Annotated in this window: 15 protein-coding genes; 8 read left to right on the plus strand and 7 right to left on the minus strand. The window is 67.5% G+C overall.

Annotation, left to right across the window (positions count from 1 at the left end):
* Positions 1–18 precede the first annotated feature (18 nt).
* On the plus strand, positions 19–2,493 hold the full coding sequence (locus AC1C2U_RS02025; protein ID WP_495360051.1) for a DNA gyrase/topoisomerase IV subunit A: 2,475 nt from the start codon (positions 19–21) through the stop codon (positions 2,491–2,493).
* 114 nt (positions 2,494–2,607) lie between these two features.
* Positions 2,608–3,939, plus strand: coding sequence for an FAD-binding oxidoreductase (locus AC1C2U_RS02030; protein WP_495360052.1), 1,332 nt, complete (start codon positions 2,608–2,610; stop codon positions 3,937–3,939).
* Between the two features lie 95 nt (positions 3,940–4,034).
* On the opposite strand, the gene AC1C2U_RS02035 is transcribed toward AC1C2U_RS02030, so the two are convergent.
* A complete protein-coding gene (locus tag AC1C2U_RS02035; RefSeq protein WP_495360053.1) occupies positions 4,035–6,113 on the minus strand; it encodes a DNA gyrase/topoisomerase IV subunit B in 2,079 nt (692 codons plus the stop codon).
* Positions 6,114–6,259: 146 nt separating this feature from the next.
* Here AC1C2U_RS02035 and AC1C2U_RS02040 point away from each other — a divergent pair, with 146 nt between their 5' ends.
* Positions 6,260–6,496: a DUF7455 domain-containing protein gene (locus AC1C2U_RS02040; RefSeq protein WP_495360054.1), complete on the plus strand. Its 237-nt coding sequence runs from the start codon at positions 6,260–6,262 to the stop codon at positions 6,494–6,496.
* Between the two features lie 125 nt (positions 6,497–6,621).
* Here the strand turns inward: AC1C2U_RS02040 and AC1C2U_RS02045 are convergent, their stop codons facing one another.
* The 4 genes from AC1C2U_RS02045 to AC1C2U_RS02060 all read right to left on the minus strand — a co-directional run bounded on the left by AC1C2U_RS02045 (position 6,622) and on the right by AC1C2U_RS02060 (position 11,085).
* Entirely contained in the window at positions 6,622–7,359 is a 738-nt protein-coding gene (locus tag AC1C2U_RS02045) for a type 1 glutamine amidotransferase (RefSeq protein ID WP_495360055.1), read from the minus strand.
* Entirely contained in the window at positions 7,356–8,612 is a 1,257-nt protein-coding gene (locus AC1C2U_RS02050) for a Mur ligase family protein (RefSeq protein ID WP_495360056.1), read from the minus strand. The genes AC1C2U_RS02045 and AC1C2U_RS02050 overlap by 4 nt, the downstream gene beginning before the upstream one ends.
* A 7-nt stretch (positions 8,613–8,619) precedes the next feature.
* A complete protein-coding gene (locus AC1C2U_RS02055; protein WP_495360057.1) occupies positions 8,620–9,999 on the minus strand; it encodes an RNA polymerase sigma factor in 1,380 nt (459 codons plus the stop codon).
* Between the two features lie 159 nt (positions 10,000–10,158).
* Positions 10,159–11,085 carry a proteasome assembly chaperone family protein gene (locus AC1C2U_RS02060; RefSeq protein ID WP_495360058.1) on the minus strand — a complete coding sequence of 309 codons (927 nt, stop codon included), beginning with the start codon at positions 11,083–11,085 and terminating at the stop codon, positions 10,159–10,161.
* A gap of 87 nt (positions 11,086–11,172) precedes the next feature.
* Between AC1C2U_RS02060 and AC1C2U_RS02065 the strand changes: the two genes are divergently transcribed.
* The 3 genes from AC1C2U_RS02065 (at position 11,173) to sucB (ending at position 15,745) form a co-directional block, all read left to right on the plus strand.
* Complete coding sequence (locus AC1C2U_RS02065; RefSeq protein WP_495360059.1) at positions 11,173–12,645, plus strand: leucyl aminopeptidase; 1,473 nt, start codon at positions 11,173–11,175, stop codon at positions 12,643–12,645.
* A 98-nt stretch (positions 12,646–12,743) separates the two neighbouring features.
* On the plus strand, positions 12,744–14,117 hold the full coding sequence (gene lpdA, locus AC1C2U_RS02070; RefSeq protein ID WP_495360060.1) for a dihydrolipoyl dehydrogenase: 1,374 nt from the start codon (positions 12,744–12,746) through the stop codon (positions 14,115–14,117).
* 68 nt (positions 14,118–14,185) lie between these two features.
* Entirely contained in the window at positions 14,186–15,745 is a 1,560-nt protein-coding gene (gene sucB, locus AC1C2U_RS02075) for a 2-oxoglutarate dehydrogenase, E2 component, dihydrolipoamide succinyltransferase (RefSeq protein ID WP_495360061.1), read from the plus strand.
* Here sucB and AC1C2U_RS02080 read toward each other — a convergent pair.
* Entirely contained in the window at positions 15,742–17,313 is a 1,572-nt protein-coding gene (locus AC1C2U_RS02080) for a serine/threonine-protein kinase (RefSeq protein ID WP_495360062.1), read from the minus strand. The two genes, sucB and AC1C2U_RS02080, sit on opposite strands and share 4 nt — an antisense overlap.
* Positions 17,314–17,542: 229 nt before the next feature.
* Here AC1C2U_RS02080 and AC1C2U_RS02085 point away from each other — a divergent pair, with 229 nt between their 5' ends.
* Complete coding sequence (locus AC1C2U_RS02085) at positions 17,543–18,256, plus strand: DUF4191 domain-containing protein (RefSeq protein ID WP_495360063.1); 714 nt, start codon at positions 17,543–17,545, stop codon at positions 18,254–18,256.
* A gap of 41 nt (positions 18,257–18,297) precedes the next feature.
* Here the strand turns inward: AC1C2U_RS02085 and AC1C2U_RS02090 are convergent, their stop codons facing one another.
* Positions 18,298–18,732, minus strand: a complete 435-nt coding sequence (locus tag AC1C2U_RS02090) for an RDD family protein (protein WP_495360064.1) — start codon at positions 18,730–18,732, stop codon at positions 18,298–18,300.
* 138 nt (positions 18,733–18,870) lie between these two features.
* Here AC1C2U_RS02090 and glnA point away from each other — a divergent pair, with 138 nt between their 5' ends.
* Positions 18,871–20,295 (plus strand): type I glutamate--ammonia ligase, encoded by a 1,425-nt coding sequence (gene glnA, locus AC1C2U_RS02095; RefSeq protein ID WP_495360065.1) that lies wholly within the window; start codon positions 18,871–18,873, stop codon positions 20,293–20,295.
* The last annotated feature ends 97 nt before the right edge of the window (positions 20,296–20,392 follow it).

Here is a 20,392-nt window from a genome sequence, read left to right on the forward strand (position 1 = left end):
TTGCCATAGAGACGACGGATGACCCGAGCCAAGAATCAGCCCGCTGAAGAGACGATCGTCGAGCGAATCGAAGACGTCGACGTCGCCACCGAGATGCAGGGTTCGTTCCTCGAATACGCGTACTCGGTCATCTACTCGCGGGCACTGCCAGACGCTCGTGACGGGCTGAAGCCCGTGCAGCGGCGCATCCTCTACCAGATGACCGAGATGGGCTTGCGACCCGACCGCGGGCACGTGAAATCGGCCCGCGTCGTGGGCGAGGTCATGGGCAAGTTGCACCCCCATGGCGACACGGCGATCTACGACGCACTCGTGCGCATGGCTCAGGCCTTCACTCTGCGGGTGCCGCTGATCGACGGGCACGGCAACTTCGGCTCGCTCGACGACGGGCCGGCCGCGCCGCGATACACCGAGGCGCGGCTCGCGTCCCCCGCCCTCGCGATGACCGACGGCCTCGATGAAGACGTCGTCGACTTCGTACCGAACTACGACAACCAGCTCACCCAGCCTGAGGTGCTGCCCGCCGCATACCCCAACCTGCTGGTCAACGGTGCGAGCGGCATCGCCGTCGGCATGGCCACGAACATGGCACCTCACAACCTGATCGAGGTGATTGGGGCGGCCAGGCACCTCATCGCCCATCCCAACGCGACGCTCGATGAGCTCATGGAGTTCGTTCCCGGCCCAGACCTGCCCACCGGTGGCACGATCGTCGGCCTCGCCGGCATCAAAGACGCCTATGCCACGGGTCGCGGCAGCTTCAAGACCCGCGCGAAGGTCAGTGTCGAATCCGTCACTGCTCGCAAGACCGGTCTCATCGTCACCGAGCTGCCCTACCTCGTCGGCCCCGAGAAGGTCATCGAGAAGATCAAAGACGGCGTCAACGCGAAGAAGATCAGCGGCATCTCCGACGTCACCGACCTGACCGACCGTACGCACGGTCTCCGGCTCGTGATCGGCATCAAGACGGGGTTCAGCCCCGACGCCGTGCTCGAACAGCTCTACCGGCTCACACCGCTCGAAGACTCCTTCAACATCAACAACGTTGCGCTCGTCGACGGCGGCCCGCAGACCCTCGGGCTCCGCGAACTCCTGCAGGTCTACGTGGCGCACCGCATCTCGGTGGTGACCCGCCGCTCCGAGTACCGACTCGCCCGCAAGCGCGAGCGCCTGCACCTGGTCGACGGACTCCTCATCGCCATCCTCGACATCGACGAGGTCATCCAGCTGATCCGATCGAGCGACGACACCGCGGCGGCTCGCGCGCGACTGATCGAGGTCTTCGAACTCAGCCAGGTGCAGGCCGACTACATCCTCGAACTGCAGCTTCGGCGACTCACGAAGTTCTCGCGCATCGAGCTCGAGGCCGAGCGCGACAAACTCCGCGCCGAGATCGCCGAGCTCGAGGCCTTGCTCTCGAGTCGGCATCGCATCGAAGCTCTCGTCTCCGACGAGTTGGCCGAAATCTCCGAGCGCTTCGGCACACCACGACGCACCTTGCTCACCGATGCACGTCCAAGCATCGCGGGCGCGGCCGCGAAGCGCGCCGCCGCGGTGCTCGAAGTCGCGGATGTCCCGTGCCGGATCTTCCTCTCAGCGACCGGGCGCATCGCGCGGGTCGACCTTCCCGTCGGCGACGACGGCCCGCCGGTGATCACTACACCGGCACGCCGCAGCAAGCACGATGCCATTCGGTCCACGCTCGACACGACGAGCCGCGCCGAGATCGGCGCCGTGACGAGTCTCGGCAGGCTCATCCGCTTCACGCCCGTCGACCTCCCGATGCTGCCGCCGACGTCGGTGCAGCTGGGTGCGGGCGTGAAGATCGGCGATTACCTCACGCTCCCCAACCGTGACGAGAAGGTGCTCGCGATCGTCTCACTCGACTCCGACCGCTCGATCGCGCTCGGCACGAAGCAGGGCGTCGTCAAGCGTGTCGCCACCGGCGCGTACCCCAACAAGCCGGAGTTCGAGGTGATCGGGCTCAAGGCGGGCGACGAGGTCATCGGCGCAGTGCAGGGCGATGAGAGCGACGAGCTCGTGTTCGTGGCATCCGATGCCCAGTTGCTGCGATTCGCAGCCTCCGCGGTTCGCCCGCAAGGTTGCGCTGCCGGCGGCATGGCTGGCATCAACCTTGGCAGTGGGGCGCACGTCATTCACTTCACGAGCCTCGCCGCAGACGAAGCAGCCGAGACGGTCGTCGTCACGATCGCGGCCACGACCGACACACTGCTCGGCACCGACCCCGGCAGCGCGAAGGTCAGCGACTTCGCCGAGTTCCCGGTCAAGGGCCGCTCGACCGGTGGTGTGCGCGGGCAGCGCTTCCTGAAGGGCGAAGACGCGCTGCACCTCGCCTGGGTCGGCCGCTCCCCCGCACTGGCCGTCGGCACCGATGGATCGGCCAAGCAGCTCCCCGACGGAGGCGCGAAGCGCGACGGGTCGGGCGTCCCGCTCGCGGCCGTCGTGGGTGCCATCGGGTCACGCATCGGCTGACCAGCGTCGACCGGCGCCCTTGACGCCGCGGCGCTCGAGGAGCATATTCGGCCGTGGCCGGAATCGGCGGGGCATGATGTGCACCCCCACCGGCCCCGGCGAATGGAGCAGTCGATGTCACCGACGAGCCTGCAGGCATTGTTCACGGGCGAGGTGCTCGAGCCGGGCGATGCCGGCTATGACGCGGCACGCTCCATCTGGAACGCGATGGTCGACCGACGACCGAGGTACATCGTTCGGTGCGCCCAGACCGCCGACGTGATCGCGGCGGTGCGATTCGCCACCGAACACGGGCTCGAGATCGGCGTTCGCTGCGGCGGGCACGGCATCATCGGCCACGCCGTGCCTCAGGACGGGCTCATGATCGACCTTCGTCTGATGAACGACGTGCAGGTGGACCCGGTGCGCCGTCGTGCCCATGTGCAAGGCGGCGCCCTACTCGGCGCCCTCGACGAGGCGACGCAGACGCACGGACTCGCAACGACCGCGGGCAACGTGTCGCACACCGGCGTCGGCGGGCTGACGCTCGGCGGTGGCATGGGGTGGCTCGCCCGGCAGCACGGGCTCGCGTGCGACAACGTGGTCGCGTTCGAGGTCGTCACGGCCGCGGGTGACGTACTGCGCGCCAGCGCCGAATCGCACCCCGAACTGTACTGGGGTCTCCGTGGCGGTGGCGGCAACTTCGGCATCGTCACCGAGTTCGTCTTTGCCCTGCACCGTGAGTCTGGACACGCCATCTCGGCCGAGCTGCACTACCCGACGAGCAGCGCCCGCGACGTGATGCGTCGCTGGCGCGATCTCAGCCCGGATGCCCCGCGCCAGGCGACGTCGACCGCCATCCTCGGGCCCGATACCGTGTCTCTCGGGGCGATCTGGGTCGGCGACCCGGACTCGGGCGCTGCGTACATCGACAGGTTCACCGACGCGATCGCCACGGTCGCCGAGCCTGCGTTCCGCGACATCACGCCGCTCTCATACCGCGACCTGCAGACACGCGATGACGATGTCGAAGGGTATGCGTGGCGTCGCTACTGGAAGGGGCACTACTTCGCCGAGTTCGGCGACGCGGCCATCGACGCCGTGCTCGACCGCGGCGGAGACGACCCGCCGAACGTGGAAATCCAGGCGTACGGCGGCGCGATCGCCGACATCGGCGAACACGATACCGCCTTTTCGCATCGCGATACCGCGTTCGAGTTCGTCGCGGCCTCGAAGTGGACGGACCGTGCCGACGATGAGCGGCGGATCGCAGCCGCGCGCGCGTATGCGGCACCGCTCGCCCCGTATGCGAGTGGCGCGTACGTTAACGCGCTCTCGGACGAGGGCGAGGCGGGGCTCCGGCGCGCGTACCGTCCGGAGCAACTTGCACGGCTCGTCGCGGTGAAGGATGCCTACGATCCCTCGAACGTCTTCCGCTTGAACCAGAACATCAGGCCGTCGGCCTGACCGGCAAATCGCCCGCAGCGCGAGCCACTTGTGCTCCGAAGAGCGCATGTGCCCGCCCACGGCGGCCGACGACAGCGCGCGTGCGCTCGGCGCGGTCAGGCGTCGATGCGGTCGCGCTCGAGCGTGTCGGAGCTCTCGATGATGAACTCCTTGCGCGGCGCGACGTCGGTGCCCATCAGCAGCTCGAACACGCGTCCGGCGTTCTCGGCATCGCCGATGCCGACACGGCGGAGGGTGCGGTGCCGACGATCCATCGTCGTCGTCGCGAGCTGGTCGGCATCCATCTCGCCGAGTCCCTTGTAGCGCTGGATCGGGTCTTGATACCGCTTCTTCTGCTTCTCGAGCCTCTTGAGCACCCCCTGCAGCTCGGCCTCGGAGTAGGTGTAGATGGTCTCATTGGGCTTCGAGCCCGGATTCATGACCACGACGCGATGCAACGGCGGCACCGCGGCGAAAACGCGGCCGTTCTCGATCATCGGTCGCATGTAGCGGAAGAAGAGCGTGAGAAGCAACGTGCGGATGTGCGCACCGTCGACGTCGGCGTCGGCCATCAGAATGACCTTGCCGTAGCGTGCGGTCGAGAGATCGAAGCTGCGACCTGAGCCGGCTCCGATCACCTGGATGATCGAGGCGCACTCGGCGTTGCCGAGCATGTCGGCGACGCTGGCCTTCTGCACGTTCAAGATCTTGCCGCGAATCGGCAGCAGTGCCTGGTGCTCGCTGTCGCGAGCCAGCTTCGCCGTGCCGAGCGCGGAGTCGCCCTCGACGATGAAGAGCTCGCTATGGGCAACGTCGTTCGATCGGCAGTCGACGAGCTTCGCGGGCAACGAGGAGCTCTCGAGCGCGTTCTTCCGGCGCTGTGTCTCTTTGTGGGCTCGCGCGGAGATGCGCGACTTCATCTCGGCCACGACCTTGTCGAGAAGCAGCGCCGACTGCGCCTTGTCGTCGCGCTTCGTGGAGGTGAAACGCGCGCCGAGCTCGTTCGTCAGCACACTGGAGACGATGGCACGCGCGGCCGGAGTGCCGAGCACCTCCTTCGTCTGTCCTTCGAACTGCGGCTCGGGCAGGCGCACGGTGACGACTGCGGTGAGACCCGCGAGCACGTCGTCTTTCTCGAGCTTGTCGTTTCCGGCCTTCAGACGTCGCGCGTTCTGCTCGACCTGTTGGCGCAGGAACTTCAGGAGCCCCTGATCGAAGCCCGCCTGATGGGTGCCGCCCTTCGGGGTCGCGATGATGTTCACGAACGAACGGATGACCGTGTCGTACCCGGTGCCCCATCGCAGTGCGATATCGACCGCGCACTCGCGCTTCAGCTCGGTGGGCACCATGGCGCCGCCGTCGGTGAGCACGGGAACGGTCTCGGTGAAGTGGCCGACTCCGGTCAGACGCCAGATATCGGTGAGCGGGGCATCGGACGCCAGGTGCTCGACGAACTCGGAGATGCCGCCCTCGAACTGGAACGAGGTGGTGTGCGGTGCCTCGCCGCGTTCATCGGTGACGTCGAGCGCGAGGCCGGGCACGAGGAATGCCGTCTGTCGGGCGCGGCCGAGCAGCTCTTCGGTCTGGAACTCCGCACCCTTCGTGAAGATCTGACGGTCGGCCCAGTATCGGATGCGCGTGCCGGTCACGCCCTTGCGGACCTTGCCGACCACACGAAGCTCGCTGCGCTGTTCGAACGGCGTGAACGGGGCGTCGGGTGACGGGGCCCCCGCGTCGGCGAAGTTGCCGGGTTCGCCCCGATGGAACGACATCGCCCAGGTCTTGCCGTCACGATCAACCTCGACATCGAGACGCTCGGAGAGGGCGTTGACGACGGAGGCGCCGACGCCGTGCAGACCGCCTGAGGCCGCGTAGGAACCCGAGCCGAACTTGCCGCCCGCGTGCAGCTTCGTGAAGACGACCTCGACACCCGAGAGCCCGGTCTTCGGTTCGATGTCGACCGGGATGCCGCGTGCACTGTCGCGCACTTCGACGCTGCCATCGGGGTGCAGCGTCACGCCGATGTCGGTGCCATGGCCTGCGAGCGCCTCGTCGACAGAGTTGTCGATGATCTCCCAGAGGCAGTGCATGAGGCCACGCGAGTCGGTCGAGCCGATGTACATGCCGGGGCGCTTGCGCACGGCCTCGAGGCCTTCGAGCACGGAGAGATGGCGGGCGGAATAGTCGGAGCTCACGTCGGTCAAGCTTACTGAGCCGCACCGACACATCTGGTCAGACGCTACGCGCTGAGCGAAATGCCCGGCCCAACGGAAGGAACCAGGCCTCCCCCGTGTTTTCATTGATGAACGGAACACCGAGCATGAGCGACGAAGGAGGAGCCATGACCCAATACACCGAGACCACCGGTGCGGTCGATGAACTCGAGACCCCTTACGAGCTCACCGCGCTCGATCGATGTGACGCGTGCGGCGCGCAGGCGTACATCCGCGTCGTCGTCGCGAGCGGCGAGCTGCTGTTCTGCGCCCACCACGGTCGCAAGCACCAGGAGAAGCTCTCGCAGATCGCCCACAGCTGGCACGACGAGTCGAGCAAGCTGCTGGCTGACGACCGCAACTGACACGAACAACTGACACGAACTCGCGAACGCCCCAGGCCAACCGGGGCGTTCGTCGTTTCCCGGCATCTCGGCGCTGAGCGTCCGACCTCGCTCGCATCCGACCTCGCTGACCCGGCCCACCGCCGTCAGGACGCGGGGACGGCTACTCCGGCCGCGGTGAGTTGCGCCGCCCGAGCCGCCGAAGCGTACCCGTCGACGGTTCGTGCCCGCTCTCCGGGGGTGTACTCGAGCCCGGCACGGGAGGCCATGATGCCGAGCAGATGATCGGCGAACGCTGGATTCTTCGCGAGCACCGGTCCGTGCAGGTGAGTGCCGTAGACACTGCCCATGGCCACGCCCTCTTGACCCGACTCACGTCCGTTGCCGTGTCCGGCCTGCACGCGGCCGAGCGGAGAGCCTTCCGCGCCGACGTAGTCGCGGGCGTGGTTCTCGAAGCCGACGAGGGTTCCCAATCGAGGCACCTTCACGACGAGGTCGCCGGTGACTCGGCCGGCTCGAGGCACCGCCCTGCCAGGAAGGATGCCAAGACCCTCGACGGTACGGCCGTCGGCCAGCTCGATGCCCCAGCTCAAGAGTTCCCATCCGGTGCCGATCGAGAGGATGGGCAGACCTTCGGTGCCCCAACGGCGCAGCTCGTCGTGCATCGTGATGAGCGCAGCTCGGCTCTGATCGAGCGCAGCGTCGCTGCCGGAACCGAGGACGACCGCATCGACCCGCTCGGGCAGGTCGGCGGGCCCCTCGACGTCGACGACCTGAGCAGCCACGCCGGCCCAGTTCGCCCGGGATGCGAGCACTCGCGCGTTCTCCGCGTCGCCGTTGGTGTTCGCCAGCCCGGGCAGCAGCGAGACGATGGTGAGGGTCATTCTGCTCCCGCGAGTCCGAGATGGGCGCGTGTGCGGCGCATCGCATCGGCCGTGAAGACGATGGTCTTCACCCCGACGGCAGGCACCGGCATCGCGAGGAAGTCGTCGAGCGCACGCGAAAGGTCGGGCTCGACGCGGTCGATGTCGACGCCGTCGTATGCGAGCATCAACGCGGCCTCAGCCGCCTTCGACCCGCTCACGATCGAGACACGGCCGAGCGAAGAGGCATCCGTCGGCCAGAAGTACGACGGGTCGCGCACGTCGGAGCCGATCGCGAACAACACCTGCTCGGTGCCCGGCGCAATGCTGTCGACGTTGAGTTGGTAGCTTGCGGGGTTCTGCACGAGCACGAACTCGACCTCGTGGCCGCGCACGCGTGTGCGCTCGCCTCGCCCGAACACCGCGGGGATCGCGCTGAGCGCACTCGACGCCGTCTCGGGCGAGAACCGGTCGGTGAGAACCGCCTTGGCCGTCGCGTACGCAGCGGCAGCATCGACCGCATAGTGGATGCCACGGGCTGGAAGTCCGATCGCGACGGATGACCCAGCATCGTCGAGCACCGCGGCCGCGCCGTCGACCGAGTCGACGAGCACGCCCGAGCCGGTCGGCAGTCGGGCGGCACTCGTCTCGGTGTAGCCGAGCCCGCGAGGGGCGGCAGCCAGCACCTCGGGTGCGACCCCGAAGCGATGCACGGCGACATTCGGCGGCACGCGCTTCGCGATGCGCTCGAGGTAGGCGTCGTCGGCGTTCACGATGACCGCCTCGCCAGCCCGTGCTGCGATGCGTTCGAGCATCGCCGCGACCATCTCCGAGTCGTGGAATCGGTCGATCTGGTCGACCATGACGTTCATGAGCGTGACGACGCGCGCATCGACACCCTGCATGACGAGGGCGCCATGGCCCTCGTCCATCTCGAGCACCGCGACGTCGCCGGGTACCCGCCCACGCCAGTCGGCCTGTTCGAGCAGCGCCGACGTCAGCCCCTGACTGATGTTGGCGGTCGACGGATTCGTGAACACGTCGACGCCATGGGCGCGAAGGATCGCGACGAGCATCTTCGTCGTCGTCGACTTGCCACTCGATCCCGAAACGACCACGAGTCCTTGCGGAAACCCCGAGAGCGTGCGTTTCAGGTAGCCGGGCGCGATGCGGTTGACGACGAGGCCCGGAACAGCCGATCCGCCGCCCGGCTTGCGCAGCCGGGCGGCGAATCGGGTGAGCCTGCCGACGAGGATCGCCGGGGCGTAGCGCACTGGTGGCCTACTCCAGGTAGTCGCGGAGCGACTGCGAGCGCGAGGGGTGGCGGAGCTTCGCCATCGTCTTCGACTCGATCTGGCGGATGCGCTCGCGCGTGACTCCGAACGTGTCACCGATCTGGTCGAGGGTCTTCGGCATGCCGTCACCGAGGCCGAAGCGCATGCGGATGACGCCGGCCTCGCGCTCGCTGAGCGAGTCGAGCAGCGACTCGAGCTGCTTCTGCAGCATCGTGAAGCCGACCGCGTCGGCCGGGACGACCGCTTCGGTGTCTTCGATGAGGTCACCGAACTCGCTGTCGCCGTCTTCACCGAGCGGTGTGTGCAGCGAGATCGGCTCGCGGCCGTACTTCTGCACCTCGATGACCTTCTCGGGGGTCATGTCGAGCTCGCGGCTCAGCTCTTCGGGCGTGGGCTCGCGGCCGAGATCTTGCAGCATCTGGCGCTGCACGCGGGCGAGCTTGTTGATGACCTCGACCATGTGCACCGGGATGCGGATGGTGCGTGCCTGGTCGGCCATGGCGCGCGTGATCGCCTGGCGGATCCACCACGTCGCGTAGGTCGAGAACTTGAATCCCTTGGTGTAGTCGAACTTCTCGACCGCACGGATGAGACCCAGGTTGCCCTCTTGGATGAGGTCGAGGAACTGCATGCCACGACCGGTGTAGCGCTTCGCGAGCGAGACGACCAGGCGCAGGTTCGCACCCAGGAGGTGACTCTTCGCGCGCTGTCCGTCTTTCGCGACCCACTGCAGCTCACGACCGAGTTGCGAACGCTTCTCGGCATCGGACATGTGCGAGAGCTTTTCTTCGGCGAACAGGCCCGCCTCGATGCGCATCGCCAGCTCGACCTCTTCGGCCGCGTTCAGGAGCGCGACCTTGCCGATCTGCTTCAGGTAGTCCTTGACGGGGTCGGCCGTCGCACCCGTGATGGCGCTCGAGTAGACAGGGACCTCGTCTTCGTCGTCGACCGCGCGCAGCACGAGCGCACCCGTGGGGTGCGGCTCGACCGCAACGGGCTTCGCGTCGTCATCATCACCCGCATCGGCCTCGACATCGACCGCCTCGAGTTCTTCAGTCTCTTCTTCGCCGACCTTGGCCTTGCCTCTCGGCTTGGCCGGTGCCTTCGCGGTGGCCGTGCGCGGCGCCTTCGCCACAGGCGTAGCCGCCGCCTTCGCCGTCGTCTTCGCGGCGGTCGACTTCGCGGCCGACGCGCGCTTCACGGCGGGCTTGTCCGCCTCGCTCGCAGCCTTCGTCGCGGCTTTCGTCGTTGCCATTCGTTGAACCTCTCCTACCGTCGTGCGGCGTGTACCCGTTCGGGCGCGGCTCGTGCACTCGGCCGGTCGTTTTCGGACATCATGTCGTTTTCGGACACTACGAGGACCCATGTCAAGTCCGCTTGTTCGGTGCGAGGGTGTCACGCCGGCGGACCAGAACGGGTCCTGATCACCATTATACAGACCGATACACCGGATCGCTCCCGATGCTGGCGGCCCGCGCCCTCGGTAATGAGAACGTCGGCGACGTGACCGGAATTCCCTGGTCGCTCAGACCCCGCGCGGCGTGTCGCCGTCGTTCGTGCGACGGTACGCGAGGAACTTCTCGAGCTCAGCCGCGATCTCATCGGCGGAGGGCAGCTCGCCGTCTTCGTCGGTGAGCGGTGAGCGCAGCGTCGTGCCCTCCATGTAGGAATCATGTCGCTGCTCGAGGGTGCCGACGAGCTTGGCGAGTTCAGGGTTCTCGGAGACCTGCTCATCGATGCGTGCGACGAACTCACGTCCTTGTTCGCGGAGCGCATCGGTCGGGAAGATGCGGCCGGTCGCCGCGCTGATCGCCTCGAGGGCGGCGATCGCCGCCGATGGGTATTCGGCGTCGGAAAGGTAGTGCGGGATGAGCAGGACGAATCCGGTCGTCGGGTGCTCGAGCTCCTGCAGTCGGTACTCCACGAGGTGCAGCGCGTTCGCGGGCACCTGCGTCGTGGGCCGCCAGATCGACATCGCCTCGATGAGATCTGCACGGTTGCCGCTGACCGTGACGCCGATCGCACGCGTGTGCGGCACCGGCATGGGGATCGAATTGATCCAGGTCGTCGTCGACACCTCGAACTGCTCGATCAGACCGAGCACCGCAGCACTGAACCGCTTCCACTGGAAGTCGGGCTCGTAGCCGGTGAGGAGCAGGAACGGCTGCCCGAGCTCGTCGGTCGCGAGGTCGAGACTGAGTCGCGGCGGCGTGTAGTCGGCCAGGTGATCGCCCTCGAAGAGGATGATCGGGCGGCGCGCGCGATAGTCGAGCAGCTCGTCGGCGTCGAACGTCGCCACGACCATGCTGTCGAGGGTTGCGAGCAGGTACTCGGCGGTTTGCGCGACGGCCGCCCCTGCGTCGGCGAAGCCCGTGAGTCCCGCGACGAGCGGCAGGCCCGAGGGCACCACCACATCGGGGTTCAGCTCGTAGAGGGAACGAGGTTCGCGCATGTCATCAGCCTACTGAGGTCGACGGAGACCTCCTCCGGATCGGCTCCGTGGGCGTGATGCCGAGAGCGAACACGTACGATCGGCTGCATGCCCGTTCCGACCCTTTCCGTGACCGACTCTCCCGCAGCCTCTTCCGACGCCGACGTCGTCGTGCTCGCCGCACGCAAGGGCGCAGAGGGCGCAGAGCTCCTCGCCGCGCCCGGATTCGAGTGGGTGACACCGCTTCTCGACGTGTTCGACATCGGCGGTGCACCCGATGAATTCGTGCGGCTGCCGGCTCCCGACGGCGGACCGCGAATCGTGGCCGTGGCCGGCATCGGCGACCGAGCGGATGCCGCGAGCCTCCGTCTCGCCGCCGGCAGCGCGCTGCGCCAGCTCAACGGCCCGCTCTCCGTGGCGATCGCCATCCCGACCGACGATGCCGACGAGGCTGCCGCCCTGCTCGAAGGCGCGGCGCTCGGCGCCTACGGCTACGGCGAATACCGCTCCGACCCGAAGCCGCGCCCGACGCAGATCACCCTTCATTCCACCTTCGATGAGCGCGCGGTCGGCATCGACCGGGTGCGCGCGGTCGTCACTGCGGTTGCACGCACCAAAGACCTCGTCAACATGCCGCCTGCCGACCTGTTCCCGGCGCGTCTCGCCGAGATCGCCGTGGAGGCGGCAACTGCCGTCGGCATCACCTCCCGGGTATGGGACGAAGAGGCGCTCGCCGCCGACGGCTTCTCCGGAATCCTCGCGGTGGGCCGGGGGTCGAGCCGCGGCCCGCGGCTCGTGCGCCTCGAGTATGCGCCGGTCGGGGCATCCGTTCACCTGGCACTCGTCGGCAAGGGCATCACCTACGATTCGGGCGGCATTTCGCTGAAGCCCATGGGCTCGCTGGTCGGCATGAAGACCGACATGGCCGGGGCCGCGGCGATCCTGGCGGCCATGGTGGCACTGGCCGAACTCGAGGCGCCGATCCGCATCACCGGATGGCTCTGCCTCGCCGAGAACCTGCCTTCCTCGACTGCGGTGCGGCCGAACGACGTGCTGCGCATCCGCGGCGGCAAGACCGTCGAAGTGATCAACACCGACGCCGAGGGCCGTCTCGTGCTCGCCGACGGCCTCGTCGCGGCGAGCGAAGAGCAGCCCGACGCGATCGTCGACGTCGCGACGCTCACTGGCGCGCAGGTCGTCGCACTCGGTCATCGCATCGCCGGCGTCATGGGCGACGACGACCTCGTCGAGCAAGTGCGCGACGCAGCGGAGCAGGTCGACGAACGCACCTGGCCGATGCCCCTTCCCCGCGATCTCATGCAGTACTTGAAGTCGGATGTCGCCGACCTGACGAACACCAAGCTGGGCATGACGGTCCCCGGAATGCTCCTGGCCGGCGTGTTCCTGCGCGAGTTCGTGGGTACCCGTGAGGGCACCGACGTACGCATTCCGTGGGCGCACATCGACATCGCGGGGCCGTCGAACAACACCGGCGGCGGCTACGGATACACCGGCACGGGCGCCACCGGCGCCGCGGTCCGCACCCTCGTTCGGCTGGGCGAGCGGCTCGCCGCCAAGTAGTAAGGTCATATGGGCGAGAACGTCGCCCATACACCCTGTCCCGGCAACCAACCGGAGACAGTCCGTGTCGCAGATCTGGTGCGCAAGGGAGATTGCGGTTGTCCGAGCAGAACTTTGACATTGTCGTCCTGGGCGGAGGCAGCGCGGGCTACGCGGCTGCGATCCGCGCCGTTGAACTCGGCCTCACGGCCGTGGTGATCGAGAAGGACAAACTCGGCGGCACATGTCTGCACCGCGGCTGCATCCCGACGAAGGCCCTGCTGCATTCGGCGGAGGTCGCCGAGGTTTCGCGGGAGTCCGCGAAGTACGGCGTGAAGACCGCATTCGAGGGCATCGACATCGCCGGGGTCTCCGCGTATCGCGAGGGCATCGTGGCGAGCAAGTTCAAGGGCCTGCAGGGCCTGCTGAAGGCCCGCGGCATCCCCGTGGTCGCCGGTGTGGGCCGACTCGTCGGCGCCAACACGGTGGCCGTCGGCGACGACCGCTACGTCGGCAAGAACGTCGTGCTCGCGACCGGTTCGTACTCGCGCTCGCTGCCCGGCCTCGAAATCAACGGCCGCGTCATCACGAGCGAGCAAGCGCTCGAGCTCGACTTCATCCCGAAGAAGGTCGCCGTGCTCGGCGGCGGCGTCATCGGCGTCGAGTTCGCGAGCGTGTGGAAGTCCTTCGGCGCCGAGGTGACCATCATCGAAGCGCTCCCCCACCTCGTACCCAACGAAGAGGAGACGATCTCCAAGCAGCTCGAGCGCGCCTTCCGCAAGCGGGGCATCGAGTACTCGCTCGGCGTTCGATTCCAGAGCGTGACCCAGAACGATGACGGTGTCGTGGTCACGCTCGAGAACGGCACCACCTACGAGGCCGAGCTGCTGCTCGTCGCCGTCGGGCGCGGGCCGGTCACCCAGAACCTCGGCTACGAAGAGGCCGGCGTCACGATCGATCGCGGTTTCGTGATCACGAACGATCGTCTCGAGACGAGCGTGCCGGGTGTCTACGCCGCCGGCGACATCGTGCCCGGCCTCCAACTCGCGCACCGCAGCTACCAGCAGGGCATCTTCATCGCCGAAGAGATCGCGGGTCTCTCGCCGATCATCGTCGAGGATGTCAACATCCCGAAGATCACGTACTGCGAGCCCGAGGTGGCCTCCGTCGGCTACACCGAGGCGAAGGCTGCCGAGAAGTTCGGCGCCGACCAGGTGTCGGCCTACGAGTACAACCTCGCAGGCAACGGCAAGAGCAGCATCCTCGGCACCACCGGTTCGGTCAAGGTCGTGCGCGTCAACGACGGACCGATCGTCGGAGTGCACATGATCGGCGGCCGAGTCGGCGAGCTGATCGCCGAGGCCCAGCTCGCCGTGAACTGGGAGGCCTACCCTGAAGACATCGCCCCGTTCATCCACGCCCACCCGACCCAGGGCGAGGCGTTCGGCGAGGCCGTGCTGAAGCTGGCAGGCAAGCCGCTTCATGCCATCTGAACCCGTCGTACGTATCGACGACTGCAATAAGCTAGAAAGCGTTCCCACGCTGTGAAGGAGACAAGCGCATGAGCGAATCCGTCAGCCTCCCGGCACTCGGAGAGAGTGTCACTGAGGGCACGGTCACCCGCTGGCTGAAGAATGTCGGTGACCGTGTCGAGGTCGACGAGCCGCTGCTCGAGGTCTCGACCGACAAGGTCGACACGGAGATCCCGTCACCCGTCGCGGGTGTCATCGAGGCGATCCTCGTCCAAGAGGACGAGACCGTCGAGGTCGGCACCGCGCTCGTGACCATCGGCGATGGTTCCGGGTCGGGTGCAGCACCCGCTGCTCCTGAGGCAGAGGCACCCGTTGTCGCCCCCGAAGCAGCAGCACCCGCCGCTGCCCCGGAGCCCACGGCAGCGCCGGTTGCGCCGGCGGCCGTGCCTGTTGCTCCGGCCCCTGCCCCTGTAGCCGAGCAGGTTGCTCCTGCTCCGGCAGCACCCGCGGCCGAGCCGGTTGCTCCTGTCGCTGAGCCGGCAGCCCCGGCTGCTCCCGCTCCAGTCGCTGAGCCGGCAGCCCCGGTTGCTCCCGCTCCAGTCGCTGAGCCTGTTGCCCCGGCTGCTCCCGCTCCAGTCGCTGAGCCTGTTGCCCCGGCTGCTCCCGCTCCGGCAGCAGAGGCTGCGCCTGTCGCCCCGGCGTCCGCCGCACCTGCGCCCGAGACCGCCCCGACCGGTGGCGCCCACGCCGGCTCCGCCGGATACGTGACGCCCATCGTGCGCAAGTTGGCCAACGAGCAGGGCGTCGACCTCGCGAGTGTCACCGGAACCGGTGTCGGCGGTCGCATCCGCAAGCAGGATGTCATCTCGGCGAACACCGCACCCGCGGCATCCGCAGCACCGGTCGCGACGCGTCAGCCGCTCGAGGTCTCGCCGTTGCGCGGCACCACGGTGCCGATGACGCGACTGCGCAAGGTCGTCGCCGAACGCGCCGTCGTGTCGATGACGTCGACCGCGCAGCTCACGACCGTGGTCGAGGTCGACGTGACCCGTGTCGCGCGCCTGCGCGACAAGGTGAAGGGCGACTTCCTCGCCAAGACCGGCAACAAGCTCTCCTTCCTGCCGTTCTTCGCCATGGCCGCCGCCGAGGCGCTCCGCGCGTACCCGATCATCAACTCCACCGTCGATGGCGACACCATCGTCTATCCGGCGCAGGAGAACATGAGCATCGCGGTCGACACCGAGCGTGGCCTTCTGACTCCGGTCATCCGCGACTCCGCCGAGCTCGACCTCGCCGGCCTCGCGGCACAGATCGCCGATCTCGCAGACCGGACGCGCAACAACCAGCTGAAGCCCGACGAGCTCTCGGGTGGCACATTCACCCTGACGAACACGGGATCACGCGGGGCGCTCTTCGACACACCCGTCGTGTTCCTGCCCCAGTCCGCGATCCTCGGCACCGGCATCGTGGTCAAGCGGCCCGTCGTCGTCTCGACCGACGGCGCCGACGCGATCTCCGTGCGCTCGATGGTCTACCTGGCGCTCTCGTACGATCACCGCATCATCGATGGCGCCGACGCTGCCCGCTTCCTCACGGCGGTCAAGAGCCGCCTCGAAGAAGGAGCCTTCGAAGCCGATCTCGGCATCTAGTCGAAGATCTCACGCAGTCGCCAACCGGCCTCGCCCCTCATCACGAGGAGCGAGGCCGGTTCTCGTTCGTCGACGGCAAACGGAACGGTCAGTAATACCGCCGAGCCCATCTCCGCAATGACCGTGATGCGGCTCGAGTCGAATGCAGGCGGGGTGCCGCCTCCATCACGGGCGACGGCCATGTCGGCGGCATCTTCGGCTTCACTCACGGATCCCGGTTGCAGCACCCCTGACAGGCACGCCAGGTCGAGGGCGGCAAAGCACTCGGCACGACGATCGAGCAGTGAGACGGCGGCCGCGACGACGTCGCCGCCGGTCGACGCGTCGGATTCGGATGGCGGCGACCCGTCATCGACCGATGGGTCCGCACCGGGTGCGACTGCGACGTTCGCGGCATCGCTGTCGTCACCTGCCTCGGGTGCTTCGGGGACTGCACTGGCGCCACCTCCGGCGATTGGACCTTCAGCGGAGCCGGCCGTCGCGGGGGGAACGAGGGTCAGCAACAGCACGAGTACTCCCCCGCCGACGAGCCCGGCGACGAGGAGCGCCGGCCGACGACGCCGCACGGCATCTCGGAGGCGACCACGGCCACCGGACCGGCCATCGCGGTCGGTGCCGCGGTGAACATCTTCTGGATTGCGAGCGAGGAAGCCCGGCAATTGTGCCAGCTCGAGTAGCGTCCGGAGCCCCCTGCGACGGTCGGGCACGGCATGGTCGGCCCGGGTGGCGTCGCCGAGGTCTGCCGCCGTTGCCTGCGGCTCGAGCGGGGCGGTCACCCGCGCCGGCAGACCTGCGCGGCGGGCACGAACGACCTGACCGCCGATCGGCGTCGGAGCGGCGGCCGCGAACAGCGCGCGCTCGAGCTCGGCTTCGCACGGAGTGAAGGGCCGCGCCGTCAGCCGATTGCGCAAGAGCTCGGCCGCCGCAGCGAGCTCTTCGGACGGCCGAGTCGCATTGATCACCTCGTCGACGAACTCAGCGAGGGCGACGTGCCCGGCTCGAACAACCGGAGTGCGGGCGTGTGCGGCAGCCGGCAGACGCTCGAGCCTCCCCAGCCCGATCAGGCGCGGCCGCCCCAGATCATCGAGCAACACGTCACCGGGTGAGAGCCGTGTATGCACGAAACCGAGCCGCGCGAGCTCGGCTACGGTGACCACGATCGGCGCGAGAATCGTGACCGCTTCGCCGGGCGTGAGGGTTCGTTCGCCGATGATCCGAGCAACTGAGGGTCCGCTCAGGCGCTCGACCGCCACCGCGCAGCGCCCGTCGTCGAGGGAGGCGATATCGAAGAGCTCGGGCAGTGAGCCCGAGGCATCCGTCGACATCGCCTCGATCTCGGCCGCGATCGAGGCGCCGGGCACTTCTGCGCCGTACACCCGCACGGCTACCAGTGGGGCAGGCTCGGCGTTGTCGGCTTCGGCAGGGCGATCGACGGTGGCGAGGAACACATCAGCTCGTTCACCGGAGGCGATGCGGCGCAGCAGGCGATAGCCCGCGAGCGTCGAAGACGGTGGCGGCTGCCCTTCGGGCAACGTATCGGCGGGAACCCCTCTGCCATGTCGAACCATGGAGTCAGCCTGCGTCTGCAGTGACCGTGCGAATCGCGATCGACCACCGTTGGTGGACCGGCTCGCGGAACGCCGGGTGTTGAGGAGGAGTGACCTCGGCACGAACACCATGCTCGACTTCGTCGTCGCGGGGCTCAATCGCGCAGGCGGTCGGCTCGCGACATCCAAGTCTCAGGCCGCTCGAATATCGCGGTCCGAGACGGCCCGCTGCGCCGGTATCCTTGAGACCATGGCACGCACCAAGGACGCATCGAAGGCTCAGAAGGAGCCCGGCCGCATGAAGCAGATGTGGCAGGTCTTCCAGATGACCCGCCGCTACGACCCCACCGCGCAGTGGCTCATGCTCCTCGGCTTCCTCGCCCCAGTGCTCGTCAGCCTCGGTCTGGCACTCTGGCTCGGCGAGGGCAATGGCCTCACGATCGCTCTCTGGGTCGTTGCCGGCGTCCTCGCCGGCCTGCTCATCGCGCTCGTGATCCTCGGCCGTCGCGCCGAACGCGCCGCATACTCGCAGATCGAGGGTCAGCCCGGTGCCGTCGGCGCGGTGCTCCGCAGTGGTCTCCGCGGCGGCTGGGTGGGCAACGAGATGCCGGTGGCCGTGAACGGCAAGACGCAGGACGCGGTCTATCGCGCGGTCGGCCGCGGCGGTGTCGCCCTCATCAGCGAAGGCCCGACCACTCGCACGAAGCGCATGCTCGATGACGAGCAGCGCAAGGTGACACGAATCCTGCCCAACGTGCCGATCACCCTCATCTCGGTCGGAAACGACGAAGGATCGATCGAGCTTCACCGGCTCCCCGCGGCGCTGCGCAAGACGAAGCGGTCGCTCACCAAGCCCGAGGTACTCGCCGTCTCGAACCGGCTGAACTCGCTGCAGACTTCGCTTCCGATCCCCAAGGGCATCGACCCGATGAAGGCCCGCCCGCAACGCGGCAAGATGCGCTGATCCGCTCTTCGACCACGTTCAGCGACTCGGGTCAGGATCACTCAAGACCGGATGAGCACCGTGCCGGCGAGCTTGTCGTGGAAGCCGCGTTGATCGGCGTCCCAGATGAGCGCGGGCACGACCAGGAGGAGCAGCGCGGTGCGCACGAGCGGACGCCAGACGCCGACCCAACCGCCCGAGAGCGGCACGACGTACATGCCGAGCAGACGATGTCCGATGCTTCCGCCGAGTGTCGGGATGAACACGATCTGTAGCGCCGCGAACGCCAGCGTCGTCACCCACGTGTAAGCCGACGATTCGTACGGCGTGAAGAGCAACGCGGTGAGCATCGCGGTCGCCCAATCGATCGCGAGTGCAGCGATGCGCCGGCCTGCGCGGGCGACTGAGCCTCGGCCTTCGGCCGGAAGTCCGAGTCGTTCTCCCGGCCACCGGTTCGGCTCGAGGTCTCCGAAGGTCTGGGGTTTCGCGTCAGGCACCCGATGAGTCTACCGAGCCGCTCTCGGCGTAACATGGCCGAAACATTCCGGTCACGGCAGGGAAACGGCACCCGGCTAGCGTCACTACCGGCTGTGAAAGTCCGTCCGGTCCATCCGCCCCCTTGGAGATTCCGTCACATGTTCAGTGATTCGTCCGAAGTTCTCAAGTTCATCAAAGAGACGGATGTCAAGTTCCTCGACATCCGCTTCACCGATCTTCCGGGCGTGCAGCAGCACTTCAACATCCCGGCATCCACCGTCGATGAGGAGTTCTTCACCGTCGGCCAGCTCTTCGACGGCTCCTCGATCCGCGGATTCGCGAACATCCACGAGTCGGACATGCAGCTGATCCCCGACGTGACGACCGCGTACGTCGACGCCTTCCGCGCCGAGCGCACGCTCATCATGGTGTTCGACATCTACAACCCGCGAAACGGCGAGATCTACGCGAAGGACCCGCGCCAGATCGCGAAGAAGGCCGAGAAGTACCTCGCCTCGACGGGCATCGCCGACACCGCGTTCTTCGCCCCCGAGGCCGAGTTCTACGTCTTCGACGACGTGCGCTACGAAGTGAACCAGCACTCCAGCTTCTACTCGGTCGACTCCGAAGAGGGTGCCTGGAACTCGGGCCGCACCGAAGACGGCGGCAACCTCGCTAACAAGACCCCCTACAAGGGCGGCTACTTCCCGGTGTCACCGGTCGACAAGCAGGCCGACCTGCGCGACGACATCTGCCTGAAGCTCATCGACGCCGGCCTGATCCTCGAGCGCAGCCACCACGAGGTCGGCACGGGCGGCCAGGCCGAGATCAACTACCGCTTCGACACGATGGTGCACGCGGCCGACGACATCCTGAAGTTCAAGTACATCGTCAAGAACACCGCCGAGCAGTGGGGCAAGACGGCGACGTTCATGCCGAAGCCGCTCTTCGGTGACAACGGCTCGGGCATGCACACCCACCAGTCGCTCTGGAGCGAAGGCAAGCCGCTCTTCTACGATGAGGCCGGCTACGGCGGGCTCTCCGACCTCGCACGCTGGTACATCGGCGGTCTGCTCAAGCACGCGCCCGCAGTGCTCGCGTTCACGAACCCCACGGTGAACTCCTACCACCGCCTGGTGCCGGGTTTCGAGGCTCCCGTGAACCTCGTGTACTCGGCCGGCAACCGCTCGGCCTCGATCCGCATTCCGATCACGGGCACCAACCCGAAGGCCAAGCGCATCGAGTTCCGCGCGCCGGATGCCTCGGGCAACCCGTATCTCGCCTTCGCCGCGCAGCTCATGGCGGGCCTCGACGGAATCAAGAACCGTATCGAGCCCCACGAGCCCGTCGACAAGGACCTCTACGAGCTCCCGCCCGAGGAGGCCAAGTCGATCCCTCAGGTTCCCGGTTCGCTCGGCGAAGCTCTCGCAGCGCTCGAGGCCGACCACGACTTCCTCCTCGAGGGCGGCGTGTTCACCAAGGAGCTCATCGAGACGTGGATCGACTACAAGCGCGAGAAGGAGCTGAAGCCGCTGGCCCAGCGTCCGCACCCGTTCGAGTTCGAGCTCTACTACGGCGTCTAGATAACTGCAGCCTGCTCTGCTGTCCCCAGGATCTGTGCCTGCATCACCAGCAGACAACAGATCCGACCTGAATGGGCCCGCACCGCTTCGGCGGGGC

The organism is Agromyces sp. Y575 (assembly GCF_059445445.1).